At 67.8% G+C, this 18,312-nt stretch carries 12 protein-coding genes; 1 reads left to right on the forward strand and 11 read right to left on the reverse strand.

Features of this window, described 5'->3' with window-relative positions:
• Positions 1–469: 469 nt before the first annotated feature.
• The 8 genes from csb2 to E1300_RS28020 all read right to left on the reverse strand — a co-directional run bounded on the left by csb2 (position 470) and on the right by E1300_RS28020 (position 13,975).
• Positions 470–1,897 carry a type I-G CRISPR-associated protein Csb2 gene (gene csb2 / locus E1300_RS27985; protein ID WP_131760073.1) on the reverse strand — a complete coding sequence of 476 codons (1,428 nt, stop codon included), beginning with the start codon at positions 1,895–1,897 and terminating at the stop codon, positions 470–472.
• A 1-nt stretch (position 1,898) separates the two neighbouring features.
• On the reverse strand, positions 1,899–2,864 hold the full coding sequence (gene cas7g / locus E1300_RS27990; protein WP_131760074.1) for a type I-G CRISPR-associated RAMP protein Csb1/Cas7g: 966 nt from the start codon (positions 2,862–2,864) through the stop codon (positions 1,899–1,901).
• A complete protein-coding gene (gene cas8g1 / locus E1300_RS27995) occupies positions 2,861–5,104 on the reverse strand; it encodes a type I-G CRISPR-associated protein Cas8g1/Csx17 (RefSeq protein ID WP_131760075.1) in 2,244 nt (747 codons plus the stop codon). The genes cas7g and cas8g1 overlap by 4 nt, the downstream gene beginning before the upstream one ends.
• The gene (gene cas3g, locus E1300_RS28000; RefSeq protein WP_207399991.1) at positions 5,104–7,524 is read right to left on the reverse strand and encodes a type I-G CRISPR-associated helicase/endonuclease Cas3g; all 2,421 of its coding nucleotides are present in this window, start codon (positions 7,522–7,524) and stop codon (positions 5,104–5,106) included. The genes cas8g1 and cas3g overlap by 1 nt, the downstream gene beginning before the upstream one ends.
• A 2,296-nt stretch (positions 7,525–9,820) precedes the next feature.
• A complete protein-coding gene (locus E1300_RS28005) occupies positions 9,821–11,068 on the reverse strand; it encodes a hypothetical protein (RefSeq protein ID WP_131760076.1) in 1,248 nt (415 codons plus the stop codon).
• A 61-nt stretch (positions 11,069–11,129) separates the two neighbouring features.
• The gene (locus E1300_RS28010) at positions 11,130–11,573 is read right to left on the reverse strand and encodes a hypothetical protein (RefSeq protein WP_131760077.1); all 444 of its coding nucleotides are present in this window, start codon (positions 11,571–11,573) and stop codon (positions 11,130–11,132) included.
• 190 nt (positions 11,574–11,763) lie between these two features.
• On the reverse strand, positions 11,764–13,449 hold the full coding sequence (locus E1300_RS28015; protein WP_131760078.1) for a hypothetical protein: 1,686 nt from the start codon (positions 13,447–13,449) through the stop codon (positions 11,764–11,766).
• 163 nt (positions 13,450–13,612) lie between these two features.
• The gene (locus tag E1300_RS28020) at positions 13,613–13,975 is read right to left on the reverse strand and encodes a hypothetical protein (protein ID WP_131760079.1); all 363 of its coding nucleotides are present in this window, start codon (positions 13,973–13,975) and stop codon (positions 13,613–13,615) included.
• A 1,063-nt stretch (positions 13,976–15,038) separates the two neighbouring features.
• Between E1300_RS28020 and E1300_RS28025 the strand changes: the two genes are divergently transcribed.
• Positions 15,039–16,094, forward strand: a complete 1,056-nt coding sequence (locus E1300_RS28025) for a pentapeptide repeat-containing protein (RefSeq protein ID WP_165503031.1) — start codon at positions 15,039–15,041, stop codon at positions 16,092–16,094.
• A 491-nt stretch (positions 16,095–16,585) separates the two neighbouring features.
• On the opposite strand, the gene E1300_RS28030 is transcribed toward E1300_RS28025, so the two are convergent.
• The 3 genes from E1300_RS28030 to E1300_RS28040 all read right to left on the reverse strand — a co-directional run bounded on the left by E1300_RS28030 (position 16,586) and on the right by E1300_RS28040 (position 18,223).
• Positions 16,586–16,750 carry a bifunctional DNA primase/polymerase gene (locus E1300_RS28030; RefSeq protein ID WP_131760086.1) on the reverse strand — a complete coding sequence of 55 codons (165 nt, stop codon included), beginning with the start codon at positions 16,748–16,750 and terminating at the stop codon, positions 16,586–16,588.
• A 112-nt stretch (positions 16,751–16,862) separates the two neighbouring features.
• Positions 16,863–17,843 carry a hypothetical protein gene (locus E1300_RS28035; RefSeq protein WP_131760081.1) on the reverse strand — a complete coding sequence of 327 codons (981 nt, stop codon included), beginning with the start codon at positions 17,841–17,843 and terminating at the stop codon, positions 16,863–16,865.
• A complete protein-coding gene (locus E1300_RS28040) occupies positions 17,840–18,223 on the reverse strand; it encodes a hypothetical protein (protein WP_131760082.1) in 384 nt (127 codons plus the stop codon). Before E1300_RS28040 ends, E1300_RS28035 begins: the two co-directional genes overlap by 4 nt.
• Between the last annotated feature and the right edge of the window lie 89 nt (positions 18,224–18,312).

An 18,312-nucleotide genomic window follows, 5' to 3' on the forward strand; every position in this document is an offset into this window, starting at 1 on the left:
AACCAGCCAGACCTACGACCCCGACAAGGCCTTCACCCCCACCCTCATGACGGCCGCTTGACGGCTTAGCACCATCGGAGGTCTGCTGGCGACGCCTCGCCCGCTAATTCTGTGAGGACCTCTTAGCCGGTGAACAGCCGACTGGCAAGACCCTGCGGATCGCGCCGCAACGGAGACGACCATCGGCCGGCCGTTGGCACGAGGAGGAGAGCGGTGTCCACTCGGCGTTCCAAGAGCCGCAACGGGACGACCGTCGACCGGTCGTTGACACCCGCCCGCCGGGCTGTTCTGGGTCCTGCTGCAACGGAGACGACTGTCGACTGGTCGTTGACACGGTACCTGAGCTGGCAGTTCACCCATCTCTAACCTTCATCGTTGTCAGCGAGGGTTGGCTCTGTGTTTCAGTGTCCGGTTTCTGGTTCGGGATCTCCTGGGGGTTCTGTGGGGAGCTTGTGGGTTTCGAAGGGGTCTAGTGGTTGGTGTTGTGGAAGTGGCCGAGGCCGAAGTGGGAAAGTTCGCCGAGGCAGAGTGGGCCGGGTATGGGTTGGGTGAATTGGAGGTGGAGGCCGTGTGGGCTGCGGGTGGTGCTGGCGCGGTTGGTGCGTTGGTGTTGGGTGGGGCGGTGGCGGCGGTAGGTGACCCAGTGTTTGCTGGGTAGTTCGGTGATCTTGACGGTAGTGGTGATGCCTCGGTGGGCGAGTTCCCGGTTGATTTCTTGGGTGAGGTGATCGTCGGGTGTGGTGCTGCGGGGGCGCCAGCGGTTGGGAACGAAGGGGGTGCTTGTCGCCCAGTTCGTTGAGGGCGTGGTGAGTTGTGGGGGGAGGATGTCGGGTTCGCCGTAGGCGTTGACGCGTATCTGGAGGTTGTGGGGGCCTCGGACGCCTTGGGGGACGCTGATGCTGCGGCCGGCGAGGTTGTGGAGGGCGTGGAGTTCTTGGTCGGTGAGGCCGCCGGGTGCCCAGATGGCCAGGCCGGTGAGGGTGTCGTTGTCGGTGAGGCCGAGGTAGTGGGCGTGTTGGTGGCCTTTGAGGGGTTGGCCGTGGGTGTCTTTGCCGACGAGGTTGCTGGGGCCGGGTGTGGGGCCGAGGGCTTTGAGGGTGGCGGCGCGGAGGGCGTCGGTGACGGCGATGGTGTCGGTGGCGCGTGGTTGTGGGGTGCCGTGGAGGGAGAACCGGACGGTGGTGAGCGAAGTCGCGGTAGTGCGGGTGCGGGTGCGGCGCTGGTGTGGTGGTGCGGGTTGTTCGGGTGCGGGGACGGCGTAGTTGAGGAGGCGGCTGCCGGGTGGGTAGAGGAGTTTGGCGCGGCGGGTGTCGGTGGTTTCGGCGGTCAGGGCGTCGAGGTTGAGGGGGAGGTCGGGGGCGAGGACTTGGGTGTTGAGCATGCCGTGCGGGGCGTGGCCGTCCAGGAGGGGAACGGTTTTGGGTGTGGTGGGGTGGGGGTTGTCGGTGTGGAGGGTGGCTTCGCAGAGGCTGTCGGCGCGGCCGAGGTAGGGCAGGGAGGCGGCGAGCCGGTGCAGGGCTTGGTGCTGGTGGTCGGGCAGGTCGATGGGCCAGTGCACGCCGATGGTGGCGTCGCCGCCCAGGATCGCGAAGGCGTCCAGAGCCAGGTCGGTGCTGGGGGTTCCGGTGCGGTGTTGGGTGTCGGGCAGGTAGTGGCGGGTGTGGGAGAGCCGGTAGGGCGGGAGCGTGTAGTCGGGTGGTACGGCCAGTTGGTGCAGCAGGCCGTGGACGGTGTCGGCGTCCAGGTCGGGGGCGCGTAGCTTCCAGACCGAGTACAGGGCGCGCAGGATCCGCCAGGGGGAGGGCGGTAGTTCGACTTTGCCCTCGTTGACGTAGTGGCCCCAGGGTGTTGCGTGGTATCGCTTCCAGGGGAAGTGGAAGGCCAGGTGGACGCTCATGTCAGTTCTTTCCGTTCCACAGCACGGTGAGCGGCCCGGTCGCGCCGGTGAGGTCGGTGGCGGACGGGAGCAGCGTGTTGATGCGTTCTTCCAGCTCGTCCAGCGGAGGCAGGGAGGCCGGGAGGGTGTCGGTCAGGTCGAGGTCGCAGGCGGTGCGTAGGCGCAGTCCCCGCGACAGCAGCGATCTGATCTCCCACACCGCGATGGTGGCCAGCAGTTCGGTGGTGTGGTCGTCCAGGCCGTAGGAGCGCAGCAGTTCGACGTCGATGGAGAACATCGCCTTGATCTGGCGGGCGGTCCATTCGATGCGGTGGAAGGGGATGGAGCCGTAGCCTTCGCTGGTTCCGCCGCCGTTGCCGTCCTTGTCGAGCTGGTGGCGGACGTGGTCGGATTTGCGGCCGCCGGAGACGGCCTGCCGGACGTCGTAGGCCTCGATGACGGCGGAGATCGCGCGGGGGAAGCGGGGCTGGCCGATCCATTCTTTGTGGGAGAAGAATACGCCGTGCAGCAGGCAGAACGGGTCCAGGCCGAGCAGGGCGCGTGCCATGGCGGTCCGGTCGAGGGGGGTGTCCTTGGCCAGGCCGAGGCGGTCCTTGATGACCTGCAGCATCTTGGTGCCGTCCAGGGTGCTGTCGCGGACGAACGCCGATGCCAGGCGGTGTGCTTCCAGGCGGCTGGAGGTCAGGAACTCCTCGGGTGCGCCGGCCCGGTGTACCCGGACGTGGGGCAGGGCGGCCAGCAGCGGGACGGGCTGTTGGGCGGCGGCGTCCCAGGCGGTGGCTTCCAGGCGGTTGGCCATCGACTGCACCGACTCCACCAGCAGGGCTTCTTGCGGCTGGCCGTCGGCGTCGAAGTAGTCGAACTTGGCGGCGCCCAGGTCGGGGAAGCCGGTGGGCTGGAACGTCGACCCCAGGGCGGGGCGCAGCGCGACGGTGTACCGCAGGCGGGGCGCGTCGAGCAGCTTCATGAGCGGACCTCTTCGTCCTGTTCGTCGTGGGTGGGGGCGGCCGCGGTCACGGCGGCCAGTGCGTTGGTGCGTGCGCGGGGGGTGAGGTGCAGCAGCAGGGCTCCGGCGAGCCGGGTGCCGTCGATGGGCATGCGGGTCAGGTCCTGGCCGGTCAGCAGGGGGCGGCAGCTGGCGATGGTCAGGCGCCGCCGCGCATCTTCCGCGACGGCCTGGAGGTTGCCGGCCAGCAGTTGAGCGGCCCAGTACGGGCGGGGCGCGAGGTCAACGGTGTTGCCGGGGGTGTGGTCGGGGCCGTTGGCGCCGGGGAGGCGGATCGGGCCGGGCGCTAGGAAGGGCAGCAGGGCCGACAGCAGCGGATGCGGCGGCCGCCAGGGCACCGCGGGCCAGGTGGCGGCGGTATCGGGGCGGCAGCCCAGGACCAGCAGCCCGTTGAGGTAGTCGGCGATCGCGTGGTCGTCCACATCGCCGAGGACGAACGCCTGCACGAGCGGCTCCGGCAGCGCCACCCCGCGCCGGTAGGCGATGAAACCGGTGGCACGCCCGCTGCTTTGGCCGGGCCCGGTATCGGGGGGCAGGGCGCGCAGGCGGTGCATCTGCCCGAGCGCGGCGGCCAGGGTGACGCCGGTCAACTCCAGCCGGGTCGGGGTGCGGTCGCTCCACACCGTCTCCCATCGGCCGGTCGGCGCCCGGCGCCGCTGGACGCAGGTCAGCAGCCCTCGCGGGGACCGGTCACCGCCAGCCTGGTCGGCCGGGGAGTCGCGCAGGGAGGCGATCGCGGCGGCTATCCACAGCTCCGGGTCCTCGGGCAGCAGCGCCGGCCAGTCCTCGGCGACCCGTCCGGCGCCAGGTGCGTAGGGTCTGATGTCGGCGCGGACGGCCCCCGAGTGGCTCACCGCAGCGTGCAGGCGGCCGAACTCCACCACGAACCGGCGTAACGCCGCGGCGCCGCCGCCCGCGGCGACCTGGTAGATCTGCTGTTCGGTGCGGCGGACGGCGGAGGCCACGCCGCCCGGCAGCCGGAGCCGTTTGAGGCGCAGCAGCCACGCATATGGTTCGCGCAGCACATCGACTTCACCGTGCGGTTCCACCGCCAGCCGCCCGACGGGGACGGCCAGCGGGTTTTGTCCCAGCCGGGTGGTGATGACGAACCGGCGGAACGCCGACAGGCCGCGGTCGACCCCGAGTGAGGCGACCGCCAACGCGAAATCCATGCCGGCGCGGGCTTGGCGGCCGTTCCACTGCGCGCGGCCCTCGCCCAGCAGGTGCTCGACCTCGGCTCGCCCGGCCGGGCGGGGCCACAGCGGGACCCACTGTTCGCCCTTGACGTCTTCGCCGGTCGCGGCGGTGTCGTATCCGACGGCCGAGGAACGCGTCAGGAACGGCAACGCGCCGTCCTCGGCGGCGGCCCGGTTGCGGCGGGTGACGGCGGAGGCGAACAGCAGCGTGCCCTCCAACGTCAGCACCAGGCTCCACGGGTTGGCGAACCCGCTGTCGTCGCTCTTCTCCCGCGGGCTGGACAGGATGCCGCCGGCGCGGCCCGGGTCGTACTGCCCGACCGTGTCACGGACGTAGGGGACATCTTCCCGACCTAGCAGGACCGCGTGTGCCCAGGCCACGGAGGCGGCGCGGTCGGCTTGCGGGCCGGCCACCAGCGCCAGCCGCTGCAGGAACGTGGCCGACAGGTCCTGGCGGCCGAAGTTGCCGCCGGTGCCGGCCAGCGGGCTGAACCGCAGGTCGCTGCTGGTCAGGGTGACCGCGACGTCCAACCACGGCAGCGCCTCATCAGGCAGCCGGGCGCGGCACAGCCGCACCACATCGGCCTTGTGCTGCTCGGCCCACAGCGCACCGCCCTGCCAGCCGCGTTCGCGGGCTTCGGCGACGACCTGGTCGGCGGCCTGGATGGCAGCGCGCAGCGCCGCGAACCGGTCGCCGGGCGCAGCACGGAAAACGTGCAGGGCCTTCTCGGCGGTGATGCTCTTGCCGTTGCCGGCGAACCCCGATCCGGCATTCCACGGCGACACGATCGGGCTCGGCCGATACCGGTCGACCAGCCACTCCACCAGCTCATCGACGCTCAGCGACGTCGACAAGCACCCCACATCCCCGTCCCAGTGCAGGTGTGCGCCCGGATCGGCCTGTTCGGACAGCACACGCAGCAACCCCAGAGCCGACAGGTAGCCGCCCAAGGTGTCGGCGCGCAACCCCGCCAAACGATGCGCGGTGGTGGGTGAGGTGCTCATCAGGCCCCTTCGACGCGGTAGGAGCTGCTGACCCGCCAATCGGCGACCCGCACCAGTGCCTCCAGGAACGCCAGCCGGAACGGCCCCAGGTCAGCCCGGTCACGCAACGCCAGCGCCCGCGCCGTCCACGACCGCCCGCCGGCCCCCGCCCCCAGATGCAGCAGATCCAGTCGCAACCGCAACTCCGCCACCACGGCGCCGTCCGGCAGCCGCACCGGCAGTGTGCGGTCGCCCTCGGCCACCCCGAGCATCAACTCGCCCTCACCCGGCAGCGATCGCACACTCACCCGCACCTTGCCGTGATGAGCCGCCGCCAAGTACGTCACCAGGTCGGCTTCAGCGACCCCGTCCAGCAGCCCTGAGTCGGGATGCAGCAGCATCAGCGCGCTCACCAGCTCATGCCGCAGCCTGCGGTCCCCGCTGTGCGGCGGGCCCGGACGCGCTGACTTGGCCCACGGCCCCTCTCCCGGCAGTGCATCGCCGTCGTCCAGGCCGGCGAGCAGCTTGTCCTGGAAGACTGGATGTGCCTTGCCGAGATCGTGGAACCGGCCGGCCAGCGCGGCCGCCCGCAGCAGGGGGGCCGACAGCCCTGCCAACGGCCGCCGATACTCGGCGACGACGCGCTGGATGTCCTGCTCCACGTCGTCGAGGTGCTCGGTCAGGCTCACCCACCGCGACATGGCATACGACCAGCCGTCATGGCCGACCGCGTCGGGCTCCTCGACCGCCTCGCCCACCGGGTCCACCGGCGCGCGGCTCGCGGGCGCCCAGCCGAGCAGCGGACTGTAACCGCCGGCGGCCGCGTCCGCCACCAGCACCGCACCGGGCACCACATCGGCACCCACCGCGGGCCGCCACTGCCCCGAAAGCCGGTCATGAACCCACAGCCGGCGCCCGCTCCTCACCAGCTTGCGCACGTCGGCCAGCGGAGCCGGGCACAGCTCATCCCGCGCCGGGAACAACGACTCCTGTGGCAGCCGCCCCTCCCGTAGAGGACGCCACGCCATGAACACGGTGGTGTCCTCAGCGTCCCGCACCCATGGCCCCACATCCAGATCCGCACCCGACAGATCCGGGGCGGTGTCGAACAACTGCAGCAGGTCACGCCGCCTCAACACCGCATGCACCGGCCGGCTCTCCGCCACCGGCAGCGCCTGCAGCTCCAACGTGGTCAGCGTCCGCCCCTCCAGCTCCGCCAGCGCACGTTCGGCAGCCGCCACATCGTCAGGGGTGTAAGGCGCTGCGGCTTGCTTGGGCGGCGAGCTCCACAGCACATCGGCGCCGTCGGGGTACTCGCCCGCCCGATTGCACCGTCCGGCCCGCTGCACCAGCGAACTCCACCGGGCCGCCTCCGAGAACAGCACCCGCGACGACACATCCACCCCGGCCTCCAACGCCTGCGTGGCCACCACGATCCGCCCCGCCGCCCCGGGGCCGGCACGGAGCCGCATTGACCGCTCCCGGCGCTCACGCGGCCGGAACCGGGAATGCACCAGCAGCAGATCCAAACCCGCGTCCAGGCCGGAGAGGGCGCAGAACACCGCGACCGCGCGCTCCACCGTGTTCAAGAACGCGATGGTCTGCGTACCGGGCTGATGACGCTCCACCAGCGTCCGCGCCAACGCGGCCGGATACTGTCTGGGATCATCGGGCAGCGCCAAGCGGGTGAAGCGGCGAGGCGCCCGGACACGCGGTCCCAGCGCATCCCCGGCCAGATCCTCCGGCCCCAGCGCGACCGTCGCCGCACCCGCGGGGTCCAGACGATGGTCGGGAGTCGACAACTCACCAGCATCCAGCGTCGCCGACATCCACATCGACGCCGTCGGCAGCGCCGTCCCCAACGCATCCCGCAGACCCTGCAACTGAGCACTCGTCCCCAGCGCCGGCCCCAGCAACTGCGTCTCATCGAACACCCACTGGGTGCCCGCATGCAGCAACCCGAACGACACCGGCCAGCGCGACCGCGGCTCGGCATACCCACGCATCAACGCACGCGACAGCACCATGTCCTGCGTCCCGACGAAGATCGCCGGATCCCCTGCACGCATCTGCCAGGCATCGTCGTCGCGATTGACGCCGCCCATCAGCACATGCAACTGCACCACGCCATCAAGCCCGAGCCGCTCCAGCCAGAGCCTGATCTCATCCACGGTCTGCTCGACCAGCGAACGCATCGGCAGCACATACACCAGCCGATGAGGAGTAGCCGCCTTCGACCCCTCATTCACCAGCAACCGCCACAACCACGGCAGCACCGCCGCCGCCGTCTTGCCCGCACCCGTCGGCACCGTACACAGCACAGGCAACCCCGACTCGGCAATCACCCGCTGATACGGATACGGCCCAAACTGCCCATCTTGGGCAATCCGGAAAAACTCGCCAAAACCCTCATCCATAATGATCATTCCGGTCGAGAACACCGAGAAAGCACAGGCTGCCACACCGCACCGACAATTCATGCACCAATGTCCCGCGCCGATCTCCACCTGGCCCGTTCCGATCCTTCGGAACCCCACTGCCCATGGAGATCCTGCTAGGTTCCGAAGCAGAAAACGGACTAACGTTCACAGGAGCCGTCACCGAAGGCCCTGAACGAACGCCACAAAGCACAGACCGCCTGCTCAGATCCCGTAACAACGACCCGCAGCCGGTCGTCCCCGTTGTGGCAGCGACGCCGCGGCCCGCACAGGCCCGACCGGGTGTGACAACGACCCGCAGCCGGTCGCCCCCGTTGTGGCGGCGACATCCTCGACCGGCAGATCCTGGCCAGGTAGTGACAACGACCCGCAGCTAGTCGTCCCCGTTGTGGCCGCGTCCGGTCACGATGTAGTTCCAGCCGAAATGCCTGGTGGCAACCACAGTGAGCCGGTCGTTCTCATTGCGGCGCTCCGCCACACTCACCCGGGACGCGCTCGTGTGTGAGGCTACAACGACCACTAGTTGGTCGTCCCCGTCTCGCGGATAGAACGACACGGGATGACACCCAAAGTGCTGGTTTCCTGCCTCGTGATCACGTCAGGAACGAATCGGTCCTCGGGGGAAGGTTTGGCGTGGTGATCTCAATGGACGTGTTGCGCGAGGGGTATGACTCGCGCAACACGTCAACGGGGGCCGCGGGAAGCGGCTGTCCATGTCCTGACTCCACACGACGGAGACGGGTCTTCCGCAACTGGGACGCTCGTGACGAACGTGCGTTAACTCCGCAGCCTAGTACATCGCCGAAGGTACAGAGACTGGTCTCAAGAATCAGCGGACGCGACGGCAAGTCTTTGACAGGATCGGGAGCGCGCGGGTTGAGATAAGCGTATTTAGGGCGTCAGGAGCACTGCAGTCGACACGGAGTCAGCTTTGTGGCCCTTTGTCTAGATCGCTGTCTTGGTCGTAGTTCTCGCAGGAGTCCGCGCGCAAGCTCAAATCATCAACCGGCTGAAGGAAGGCTGTGGTTGCCATGAGACCCAGCCCCGAAGGGGCACCAGCGAGAGAAGCGTCAGCAGGCCGTAAGCAGTTCCCGTGGCTGCAGGCGGTCTCCGCCGTGACTGGCGTGATTCGGAGCATACTTGCCGTCATCGAGTACGTAAGAGGCGGTCCTGGCAAGTCGCACCTCTAACGAAACGCTCGCCAGGACCTAACAGGGCCTCCGCAGCAGTCCTGCTGCGGAGGCACTGCCTGTCGTCCAATGTAGGACACCTGGGACGCGTGCGTGCATCACTTGTTGACGTCCACATTGCCGGGTAACCATCCGCCGATGCACGGCTCGGCTGGAGTGTGCCTCGACGTGGTAGCGGCGTGCTCTGCGCAGAGCATGACCCGAGGTCTCCGGTAAAGCGTTGATCGGCAAAGAAGCGCCAACGAACGCCGACCGGTCGCCTCCCGTTATGGCACGATGTTCTGAGCCCGTCTCACTGTGCTTGTAGACCAACGGTCACGCTCGTTAGCCGGTCGTCCCCGTTGCCGCGCCTCGTCCTCAGCCGACACTTGCGCCTGGTGATGGCGGCGGCATGACCGTCAGCTGGCGTCCACTGCGCGGTCTCAACTCTTATCCGTTGCGCCTCTAGGTCGCGAACCCCAAGTGTCCATGGGATCCCTGATAGGTTCCGAAGCTGGAAACAGGCAAACGCGCACGAGAGTCGCCGCCAAGGCCACCCACGAAATGCCACCCAACGCAAACTGCCCGCTCAGGCATCGCGTCAACGACCGGCCGACGGTCGTCTTCATTGCGGCATGGTCGAGATGCCCGGCGGCGGCAGCGGCCATCGTGCGGTGGTGTCAACGACCGACGGTCGTCTCCGTTGCAGCAATATATGGGCCGCGGTCGTCAAGTGGCTGGGGGTTGTGTCAATGGTCGGCCGTCGGTTGTCACCAGTGCGGCAACTCCATGAGCCTCTCGTCGGTGCGATGCTGGAGGTGTCAAGGACCGGCTGACCGTCGTCTTCATTGCGGCAGCGCCCACTGCACGCCCGTCCAGGCTGCGGTCGCCACTGGTGTCAACGACGGGCCGTCGGTTGTTTTCGTTGCGGCATGTGCTCGAACAGGAACTTAGCCACATGCGCTGGTGTCAACGGCCGCCCGACGGTCGTCTCCGTTGCGGCTCTCACAGAGTAGCGGTGTGGTGGGCATCGCAAAGTTTGGTGCGTCGAGTCGACCGCAAGATTCCCGCTGGCGACCACGAGCATCGAGCAGGCAACGTCTGCCACGCCTGCACCGTCTACCCGGCCGCTAAACGGACCGACCTGCTGATCTCACGATCACCGGTAGGAAGGCCATCTTGATGTAGCGATGGGGATCGCTGGGGGAGGTCATCAGGTAGTCGCGGCGCAGGTCGGGGTCCACGCTCGGCGTGCTGGATCGGAAGGCCGGGTGGGCGCGGATCGCGGTGTCGGCCTTGTTGATGATTTCGCTCGGGCTGCCGCCTTCGATGAACACGATCAGTGCGGCCTTGGTATCCCGCCACCCGGTGTAGCCGAGGAGTTGGTCGATGGCCTCAGTGAGCTGGGACTTGCCTCGCCACCGCTTGCACTCGCCGATGAAGGCGTTGCGGTCCTTCCAGTTGAGGAGGATGTCGGTCTTGCCGGTGCAGTTGAAGACCTCTCCGCGGGCTGCACCCTCGTAGTTGGCATTGAGCACGAACAGCAGCAGGTCGCGGAAGCCGTCCTCGCCGAGGTGGCCGGCGGTTCGCGGCAGCCGCTCGACCGCCCGGCTCATGCCGCTGATCGTCCGGAGCACGTCCTGGTACATCTCGTCGGCCAGCCGCGGCTCGTCGTCGCCGGAGAAGGCCGGCCCCTGCTCGATCCGCACCGCCTTGCGCCGCACAGGCACGTGAATCTGAGCCTCTTCAGGCGCTGGCGCCAGCGGGATGTCGAGCGCTGCCGACAGGGTGGCCGCGTGGTCCAACGCTCCCTTGCGCCGCTGGACCTCCCGTTCGAGGGCCACCCGGAACTGCGGCTCCCACTCCATGACGTCCTGGTTCGCCCACTGCACTCGCTCGGTGAGTTCGTTGCGCATCTTGGCGATCTCGCGATGGATCAGGTCTTCGGTGAGCAGCTCCGCGGTGACCGAGAAGATCACTGCATTCTCGCTGAGGGTCGCCTGTGGTCCGCCCCCGCGCCTGGAAGTGTTCGCCTCCGACGTCAGCAGTTGCGGGTTCCCGGTGAAGGGCACGATCAAGGACATTCGCTGGCCAGGTCGCCTCCGCAACCGGGCACCCCTCGGGGTCTTGTCCGCCGCGGCGACGAAAGCCGTCTCGGTCACGGGGGTGCGGGTCATCGCACCGAAGTGGAGCTCGACCAGATCGATGCGATACTCATCGATGAGACGCTCGGCCACCGCTTGCGGAGAGAATTGGAGCTCCTCGGCGGGTATCTCGCCCACGGACTGGAGCGCGTGCGTCAGCCGCAGTTGCAGATAGTCGTTGAGGGATCCCTGAGTGAAGAGCGTGCCGTCGGTCGCCGCCGCAGTCTGCCGCATGACTACGACAAGGACCGCGCGATCTGCCCCATGCCTGGTCCGGCGCCGGGGCCAGCTTGGGTCAGCGGGCTTGGCCGCCGTGCCAGGAGTAGGTACCGCGCCCTGATGAGGACGACCATGTGCCGTCGGCGCACATCGTCCCCCCGCCGGGCGGCAGGATGGGGCTGCTGGACGGCACGATCGGTACGACGGGTGGGCTGGACTGCATCTGCTTGCCGAGTTGATCTAGCAGCCTATTGATGGCCTCCTCTTCGGGGTCGGGGTCCATGCAGACTTCGTTGCGCATCATCAAGATCGCCGGGTCGTCGTCCGGGCTGCAGTTGATCTCCAGCGGCGGTCCCTGCTCCGGAAACGGCGGATCAGGAGTCCAGGCCTGTGACGCTGTGGGGGAGGGCCTCCCTGCGGATTCGCCTGGCGAGTGAGTGTTGACGGCGTAGCCGATGACGACAACAGCTGCAGAACCGGCTAGCGCCAGAACGGTGGGGCGAAGCTGCTCCCAGCTCATAGCGGGAGAGTAGAGGTGTTCGCGGCCTTGGAGTATGCGGCAGGAAGATGCTGTCCATGTCAGGACAAGCGGGGCTCCTGCGGCCGGGTGGTGTCCGGCTGTTGCGGCGGGGTCTTCGGAGCGACCGGGACCGATGGTCGGATCTCGTGCGGGCCAGCGCGGCGATCGACCCTTGCGGCTCCCAGACCGGTCACGAGCCGCTGATCTGAGGTGGTTCGGGTGGGGTGGGCACGATCGCGATCGTTGCTTCGGTGGAGGAGGCGGGCACCAGGTGGATGGTGTCGCCGGGTTGGGCTGTGTTGAAGTTGTGTGGGCTGGCGATGCGGGCGCTGTGGTAGATGACGCGGTGTTGTACGTCGTCGAGTTTGATCTGGTGGCCGGCGAGGTTGAGGCGTATCTCGCTGGTGGTCATCATGCTGAACTCCGGGCCGGGGGTCACCGGCTGGGCGGAAGGGCCGCGTGTCATCTCGACCTGGGTCCAGGTGCTGCGGATCTCCTCGCCGCGCAGCAACCGGCCGAGGCGCATGAGTTCGGCGATCTGCTGTGGTGTCACCTGTGCCAGGTCGGGGACGCTCACCCGCTGGAAGGTGTGCTGCTGGACGAGGATCAGCACCTCAAGGAGACCCACCGTCCAGCGCGCCATGTCCACCATTGGTGAGGCGTGCAGTTCGGAGTCATCAGGGTGCTCGAACCCGACCAGAGGCCGGCCCTCCCGCACCGCCAGGACCAGCCCGGCATCGTCGGCAAGCCCAGCCACCAGCCGCACTGCCGGCAGCACCTCGGCTGGGGTCTTGCCGACCAGGGAGGCCATGGTCATGCGGACTCGCTCGTGCTCGGCCCCGTTGAGGAGGAAACCGAGCTGCAGGACACCGGAGCGGTCGGTGCCCGACAGCCACAGGCCGGGGCCCTCCACACCGCGGGAGGCGCGCACCTCGACCAGGTCCAGCGTGTGCATCACCTGACCCTGCGGGTTCAGCAACCGGATCTCCAGGTCGGGCAGTTCACTGCCTGACCCCTTGGGCGTCATGAACGACAGGTGGCCAGGCCCGCCGGAGGTCAGGGCGCTCGGCGGACCGGTGATGCCGGTGACAGTGCCGGGCACATCGTCGAAGGGAGCGCCGTGGCGCAGCCAGTCCTCAACGGCCTGCTGCTCCGGCGAGCCTTGGGGAGCCTCCAGTTCGACTGAGACCGTGATCGGCCGCAGACGCGTCGACTCGGCACACCGGGGCAGCAGCCGCAGCACCAGATAGGAGTCCTCGTCCAATTGCTGGTAGTGCACCCACGCAACCGGAGAGGAGGCGTGCAGGTCGGCGTCCCATGCCTGCTCGCTCACGCGGCCCGAGCGGACGTGTACCTCGTAGCGGTAGAAGGGATCCACCTCGTTCAGCGTGCTGGCGAGGCCGCACTGGCGGTCGATCACCTCTTGGAGCAGGTCCTCGGCAGGCACGCCTTGAGGAAAATTACGACCTCCCCGCAGGATGTCGGCCATCAACCGATGCAGGCGCTCGCCGCCGTCGCCGAAGAAGTACTCCACCAGAGCCGGGTTCTGGGCGATCAGGCCGTCCAGTGTCCTGCCGCCCATCCAGCCGGTGCGGATGCCGCGGCCGGCGGTGAGCTTCTCCAGCCAATCGAGCCGTTGGTTGGTGGGCTCCCAAGGCGTCACCAGAGTCCACGAACGCACCGGTAGCACCGGCAGCGTCTCGTTGACGAACGTGTCCCAGGACTCCTCCCCATCGGGGTTCCACACCCGAACGTCAACGCCCCGATCGCCGCGCGCCGGCGTCGGGCTGTTCCCGTGCGGAAACTTCAGGAGCAGCAGCGCGGCTACGAACTCCTCGACCTTCTCACCAGGCTGATCCCAGTTGACCATCGTCACGTCGTTCAGCCAACCAGGTAGGACCGACAACGCGAGAAGAGATCGACGCCACGTCCGACATCCCGGCCTCCGTGCGGATACGCATCAGGTCAGTCGACGAGCTCAACATTCGCGCGTCTCGACGCTCTCCACGTCTGCACTTTTGTGGCGTTCAGTCGGATGCTCAGTCCTGCGAGTGCCCGCGAAAGAAGCCGTCGATGGCTTTGGCGGCGTGCCGGCTCATTGCCCGGCTGACATGCTCTGGGCGCTCCCGGACATCGAAGGCATGGAGCCTGCCGCCGTCCTGCTCGTAGTAGGTGCGCACCTTCCAGCCGAGGCGCTTGCCGGCGGCTCGCAGAGCCTTTCTGCCCTCGTTCACGCTCTCGAAGGCCTCAGTGCGTTCGCGACTCAGAGTGATCTGCCCGCCGTAGCCTTCGAACTGTGGTTTCAGACAGGAGCGCATCAGCGCTTCCAGATCATCGACCACGGACTCGAAGCGCTCGTCGGCCCTCTGCTTCCTGCGCGGAGCAAGCTCGTCGCTACTCATCGGCACCTCGTTTCCGGCTCGCAACCAACCATAAGCGGCGCGGTCGTCCAAGACCCGTGCCTCGGCTACAAGCCAGCGACCGTACGTCCTCACCTACGTCACGCCCGACGCCGCCCCGCAATGGTGGGCTCGGTCGCCCCAGACACGGGCCGGACCAGGGGAGCGGCCAGGCTAGGAGGATCGAGGCCCTCAGCCGACGATAGCCGCCTGGCTGGGGAGGGCGTCAGCATAGTCCGAAGGGCGGCCGCCGGTAATTCGGGCGGGTCGGCGGGGTGTCGGCCGTTGCCGTCGGTGCGAGCGCTTCGGGCAGAGAAGTTGGGTCAATCGAACCAGCCGCGGCGCGCGGCCGCGGCGCCCATCGCGATCCGGCTGGTGGTGCCGAGGTGTTTGCTGATCAGGCCGATGTGCCGGCCCACGCTCGTCGAGGGCCTGCTGGAGCGACAGGACGCCGGATACCTCAATCCGCTTCGGCTGGTGAGCCCAGCTGACACTGGCCAAGATTCTCTCCGGAACGGCTAACCGGACAGAACACGGGCTCTGTCTGCTGTCGGCCCACGCGTGAACGGGCGGAAAAAAGGTGGGGCGTCCGAGCAGGTATGGGTGATCGGATGCGGCGGTTGCACAGTCGAGGGCCAGTTCGATCTGGCGCGGGAACGCGTGGACGGGTACGGACGTCCTACCGTGGGACATCCATCCGCCTGAGGGGAGCCGACTGTGGCGAACGGGAGCCGCCGCGCGCGTGCCGCTGCCGCGATTTTCGCTGGCTGGGTCGCGGTTTTGTCCACCCTCGCGGGCTATGCCCAGACCGATGACCAGCGTCTCACTGCGGTCGTCCTCACCGTCCTCACAGCAGGCGTTCCGGCTCTAGCCCTAAAAAAATCGCTGCACCCTGACAGCGACTTGACGATCTAGGTCAATCCTCATGAACAGGTGGACTGTGAACGAGCGGTGAGGCCGGGACGTCTGATGCGGTATGGGTGGTCGGATGCGGCGGTTGCACCGCCGAGGGCAGTACGAGTTGGCGCGACCTGGTACGCGCCGTACGGGGACGGCGCTGGCAGGGGTGGGCCTGGCCGTGCTGGCGGTGGGGTACGCGGTGGCCTTGTGGCGGATCCCCGGCTGGATGGGTTTGAACGGCAAGGGCGGCGATGCCAAGGACCGGCACAACGCCCGGCTGCTGGTGGTGTCGGCCGGTGGCGCGGTGGTGGTGGCGATCTCGCTGCTGTACACCGCCCGCAACTACCGGCTCTCCCACCGCGGCCAGGTGACCGACCGGTTCACCAAAGCCCTGGAACGGCTCAGCTCTACTGACATCGACGCGCGCCTGGGTGGCATCTACGCCCTGGCGCACGTGGCCGCCGATTCCAGCCCCCACCACGACGACGTGGTAGAGGTCTTGGAGGCGTTCGTGCGCCGCCGCGCTCCCACCGCCCGCCTCAACGACGACGACCAACCCACCTTGAGCCGACCGCGGCCCCTGCCCGAGAAGCCCGAGGCTGACGTCCAAGCCACGCTGACCGCGCTCGGCGCCCGGCCGAACCGCCCCGAACGCCGCCGCTTGGATCTCAGCCGTCTCCACCTCACCGGTGCCCGCCTGCAGGACGCGGACCTGCAGGACGCGGACCTGTCGGACGCGAATCTGCAGAGCACGTACCTGTCGGCCGCGAACCTGCAGTCGGTGAACCTGTCAGACGCGAACCTGCAGGCCGCAAACCTGCAGTACGCGGACCTGTCGCACGCGTATATGCCTTACGCGGACCTGCGGGGCGCGCACCTGGCGTACGCGAACCTGCGAGGCGCGCGCCTGGCACACATGGACCTGCGGGGCACGTACCTGCAGGAGGTGTTCCTGCGGTACGCGGACCTGCAGGGCGCGGACTTGCGGTACGCGATCCTGCCGGGCGCGGACCTGCAGAACGCGAACCTGCAGGACGCGAACCTGCGGAGCGCAAATCTGCGACATGCGGACCTGCGGTACGCGGATCTGCAGGACGCAAACCTGCAGGACGCAAACCTACAGGTCACGGACCTGCGGGGCGCAAATCTGCAAGATATCAAAGGGATCTCGGAGGCGAAGGTTCGGGCGATGGCGAGGGTGGACAAGCACACCCTGTTCTAGGCGTTTAGGCGGGGGCACGATGATTGGCGGCTGCCGCGAGAGGACGCGCCGACCGCCGATGATCTCTAGATGGACAGTACGCGGATTCTATTTGGTCTCCTCCGTTCGTTTGCGCAGGTCAGCGCCCCGGACGACGTCAGGGAATTCCGGTCACGTGATCGGTGCGGAGGTCGAGCGCCGAAACCGCACTCCGGGGCGGTTCCGTCGCGCACACCGCGGCGACGAGATCGCGGGGGTCGCAGCGCTGGCCGCCCGGGGCGTAGCGCGGCGGTCGTGAGGACCCAGCGGCCAGGCTCGCCGTGGGAGGTCCCCGCAGAGGAAACGGGAGGACGAGCCGGGGATGTTCGTGCTGGCCGAACCGGTTCGCCGGCAGCTGGGCCGGTAGGGCGCCACCGGCTCGTCACCAAACGCGAACACCATCGCCTTTACCAAGTCCGCCACCAGCCGAAATACGCACTCACAGCTTGACTGGCGCGGTCACTACGTTCGAGCTACACCAGGACGACGACGCGCGAGGGCCAGCAGCCCACGCCGACGTTGGCGCCGGTCGGCCAGCTCGCGCGGATCCGGCCGGGGTCGGCGGTCGCGGCGCGCTGCCAGCCGGACGGCGCCGGCGCTTTGGCGCCCGCCGGGAGCGGGAAGACCGCCAGCCCCAGCCTGTACCGCTCGAATACTCAGTTTCATGCTGTGTGAACCGCCCCGGGTTCTGTGGAGCCTCCAGCAAACCCGGGGCGGTTCAGCCACCGTCCGCCGCGATATTGATCAACGTTACGAAGGGGCGGGTGAGTCAGGCCACTGGAGTTCGGTGGGGGTGGCCGTGTTGGCGTTGAGGTAGTCACTCAAACCCTTGCCGGTGGCTGGCTCGGATTCGGTCGAAGCAGGGCGGGGGAACCCGAGGCCATCGTAGAGAGCGCGGCGGTGAAGACCCATCAAAGCCTCGATCTCGGTCAGATAGGACCGAGCAGCATCGATCATGGAGCGGTGTCCGGCGATCAGAAGGACGGTTGCGACCAACCAGAGGACGGCGGTCCACCAGCTGATCCCTAGGAGCAGGCTCCATAGCGGGAGCGCGAGCGCTAGCAGCAGGCCTTGAGCGCGGAGTTGGAAGGCCGCCGCCTGTGCGGATAGGTCGGCACGGGACTCGGGAGGTAGCACGGCGACCAGATATGGCCAGCATGTCTGGAGGTTAAGGCCATAGGCTTCCTCGATGCGGGCGGCGGTGGCTGTGAAAATGTTCGCCAAACGGGTGGGGCCTACCACCAGTTCACCACGCGCGTAGTCGCGGCGGCTCTCGATTACGGCGTCATCGCGCGCAGCCTCCACCCAGTCGTTAGGCGTCCGCTTGGATGCCATCTCGGCGTGCTCTCCATAGTGCTTGCGTATCTTTTCGTGGCGGCGGATCCTGCAACGCGCCAGCGGCCGGAGAAACGGCAGGCGGCTCCAGCTGGCCTCGGCGAGGAAAGTGATCATCACCGGGGCCAGCCGTGCACAAACCGCCGCTGTTGTGGCGACGACGGCGACCGCCAGCAGCGGGAGCGCGATCGCTGCCGCCTTGGGGTATGGCGTGATCACGCACCAGAATGGTGAGCCCGCCGACCGAGAGGTCGCGCAGACCGCTGCGGCGGTCGAGTGTGTCAGCATGTAGCACACAGCACCGGTGAGCCAGAACAGCAGGGCGGCGCCGATGGCGGTGCTCTTCCACCGGCTCGTCCATGGGTCCACCAGAGCCTTGACGAGGCTTTCGGTCATGGATTAGCAGCTCGCATTAGGCTGCCGTGCTCGGGGCAGCGGCCGCGCAGTGAGGGGCCGCGTGCGTCTCCCGGTTCGCTGTAGGAGCAGTGCGGACAGCGGTAAGCGATAACTTTGATCTTCCGGCCGGTATTGGCGCCCAGTGGGCCGAGTTCGGCCTCTACGAACACCTTGTGGGAGTCCTCATAGATTTGGCCGAGGACCTCGTCGTCGACGGAGAGATCAAATATCCACGAGCTGATCGACTCGGGCGCGGGGACGGCCCCGGCGGCGACGTCGGCGAGTTGATCACGCACTTGATCACCGACCTCGCGCCACCGCTCGTGCGTGACGACGAGTTCGATCCAAGACCACTCGGGATGCTCCCGAATCTCTCTCATATTCTACCCAACTCCCCTTCTGTGGTGCATCATGCTTCTGGGGCATAAGGGTACGCCGAGCGGGGGTGGTGGGCGACATACGGCACATC

Origin of the sequence: Actinomadura fibrosa (assembly GCF_900659615.1) — a bacterium.
Lineage (GTDB): Bacteria > Actinomycetota > Actinomycetes > Streptosporangiales > Streptosporangiaceae > Spirillospora > Spirillospora fibrosa.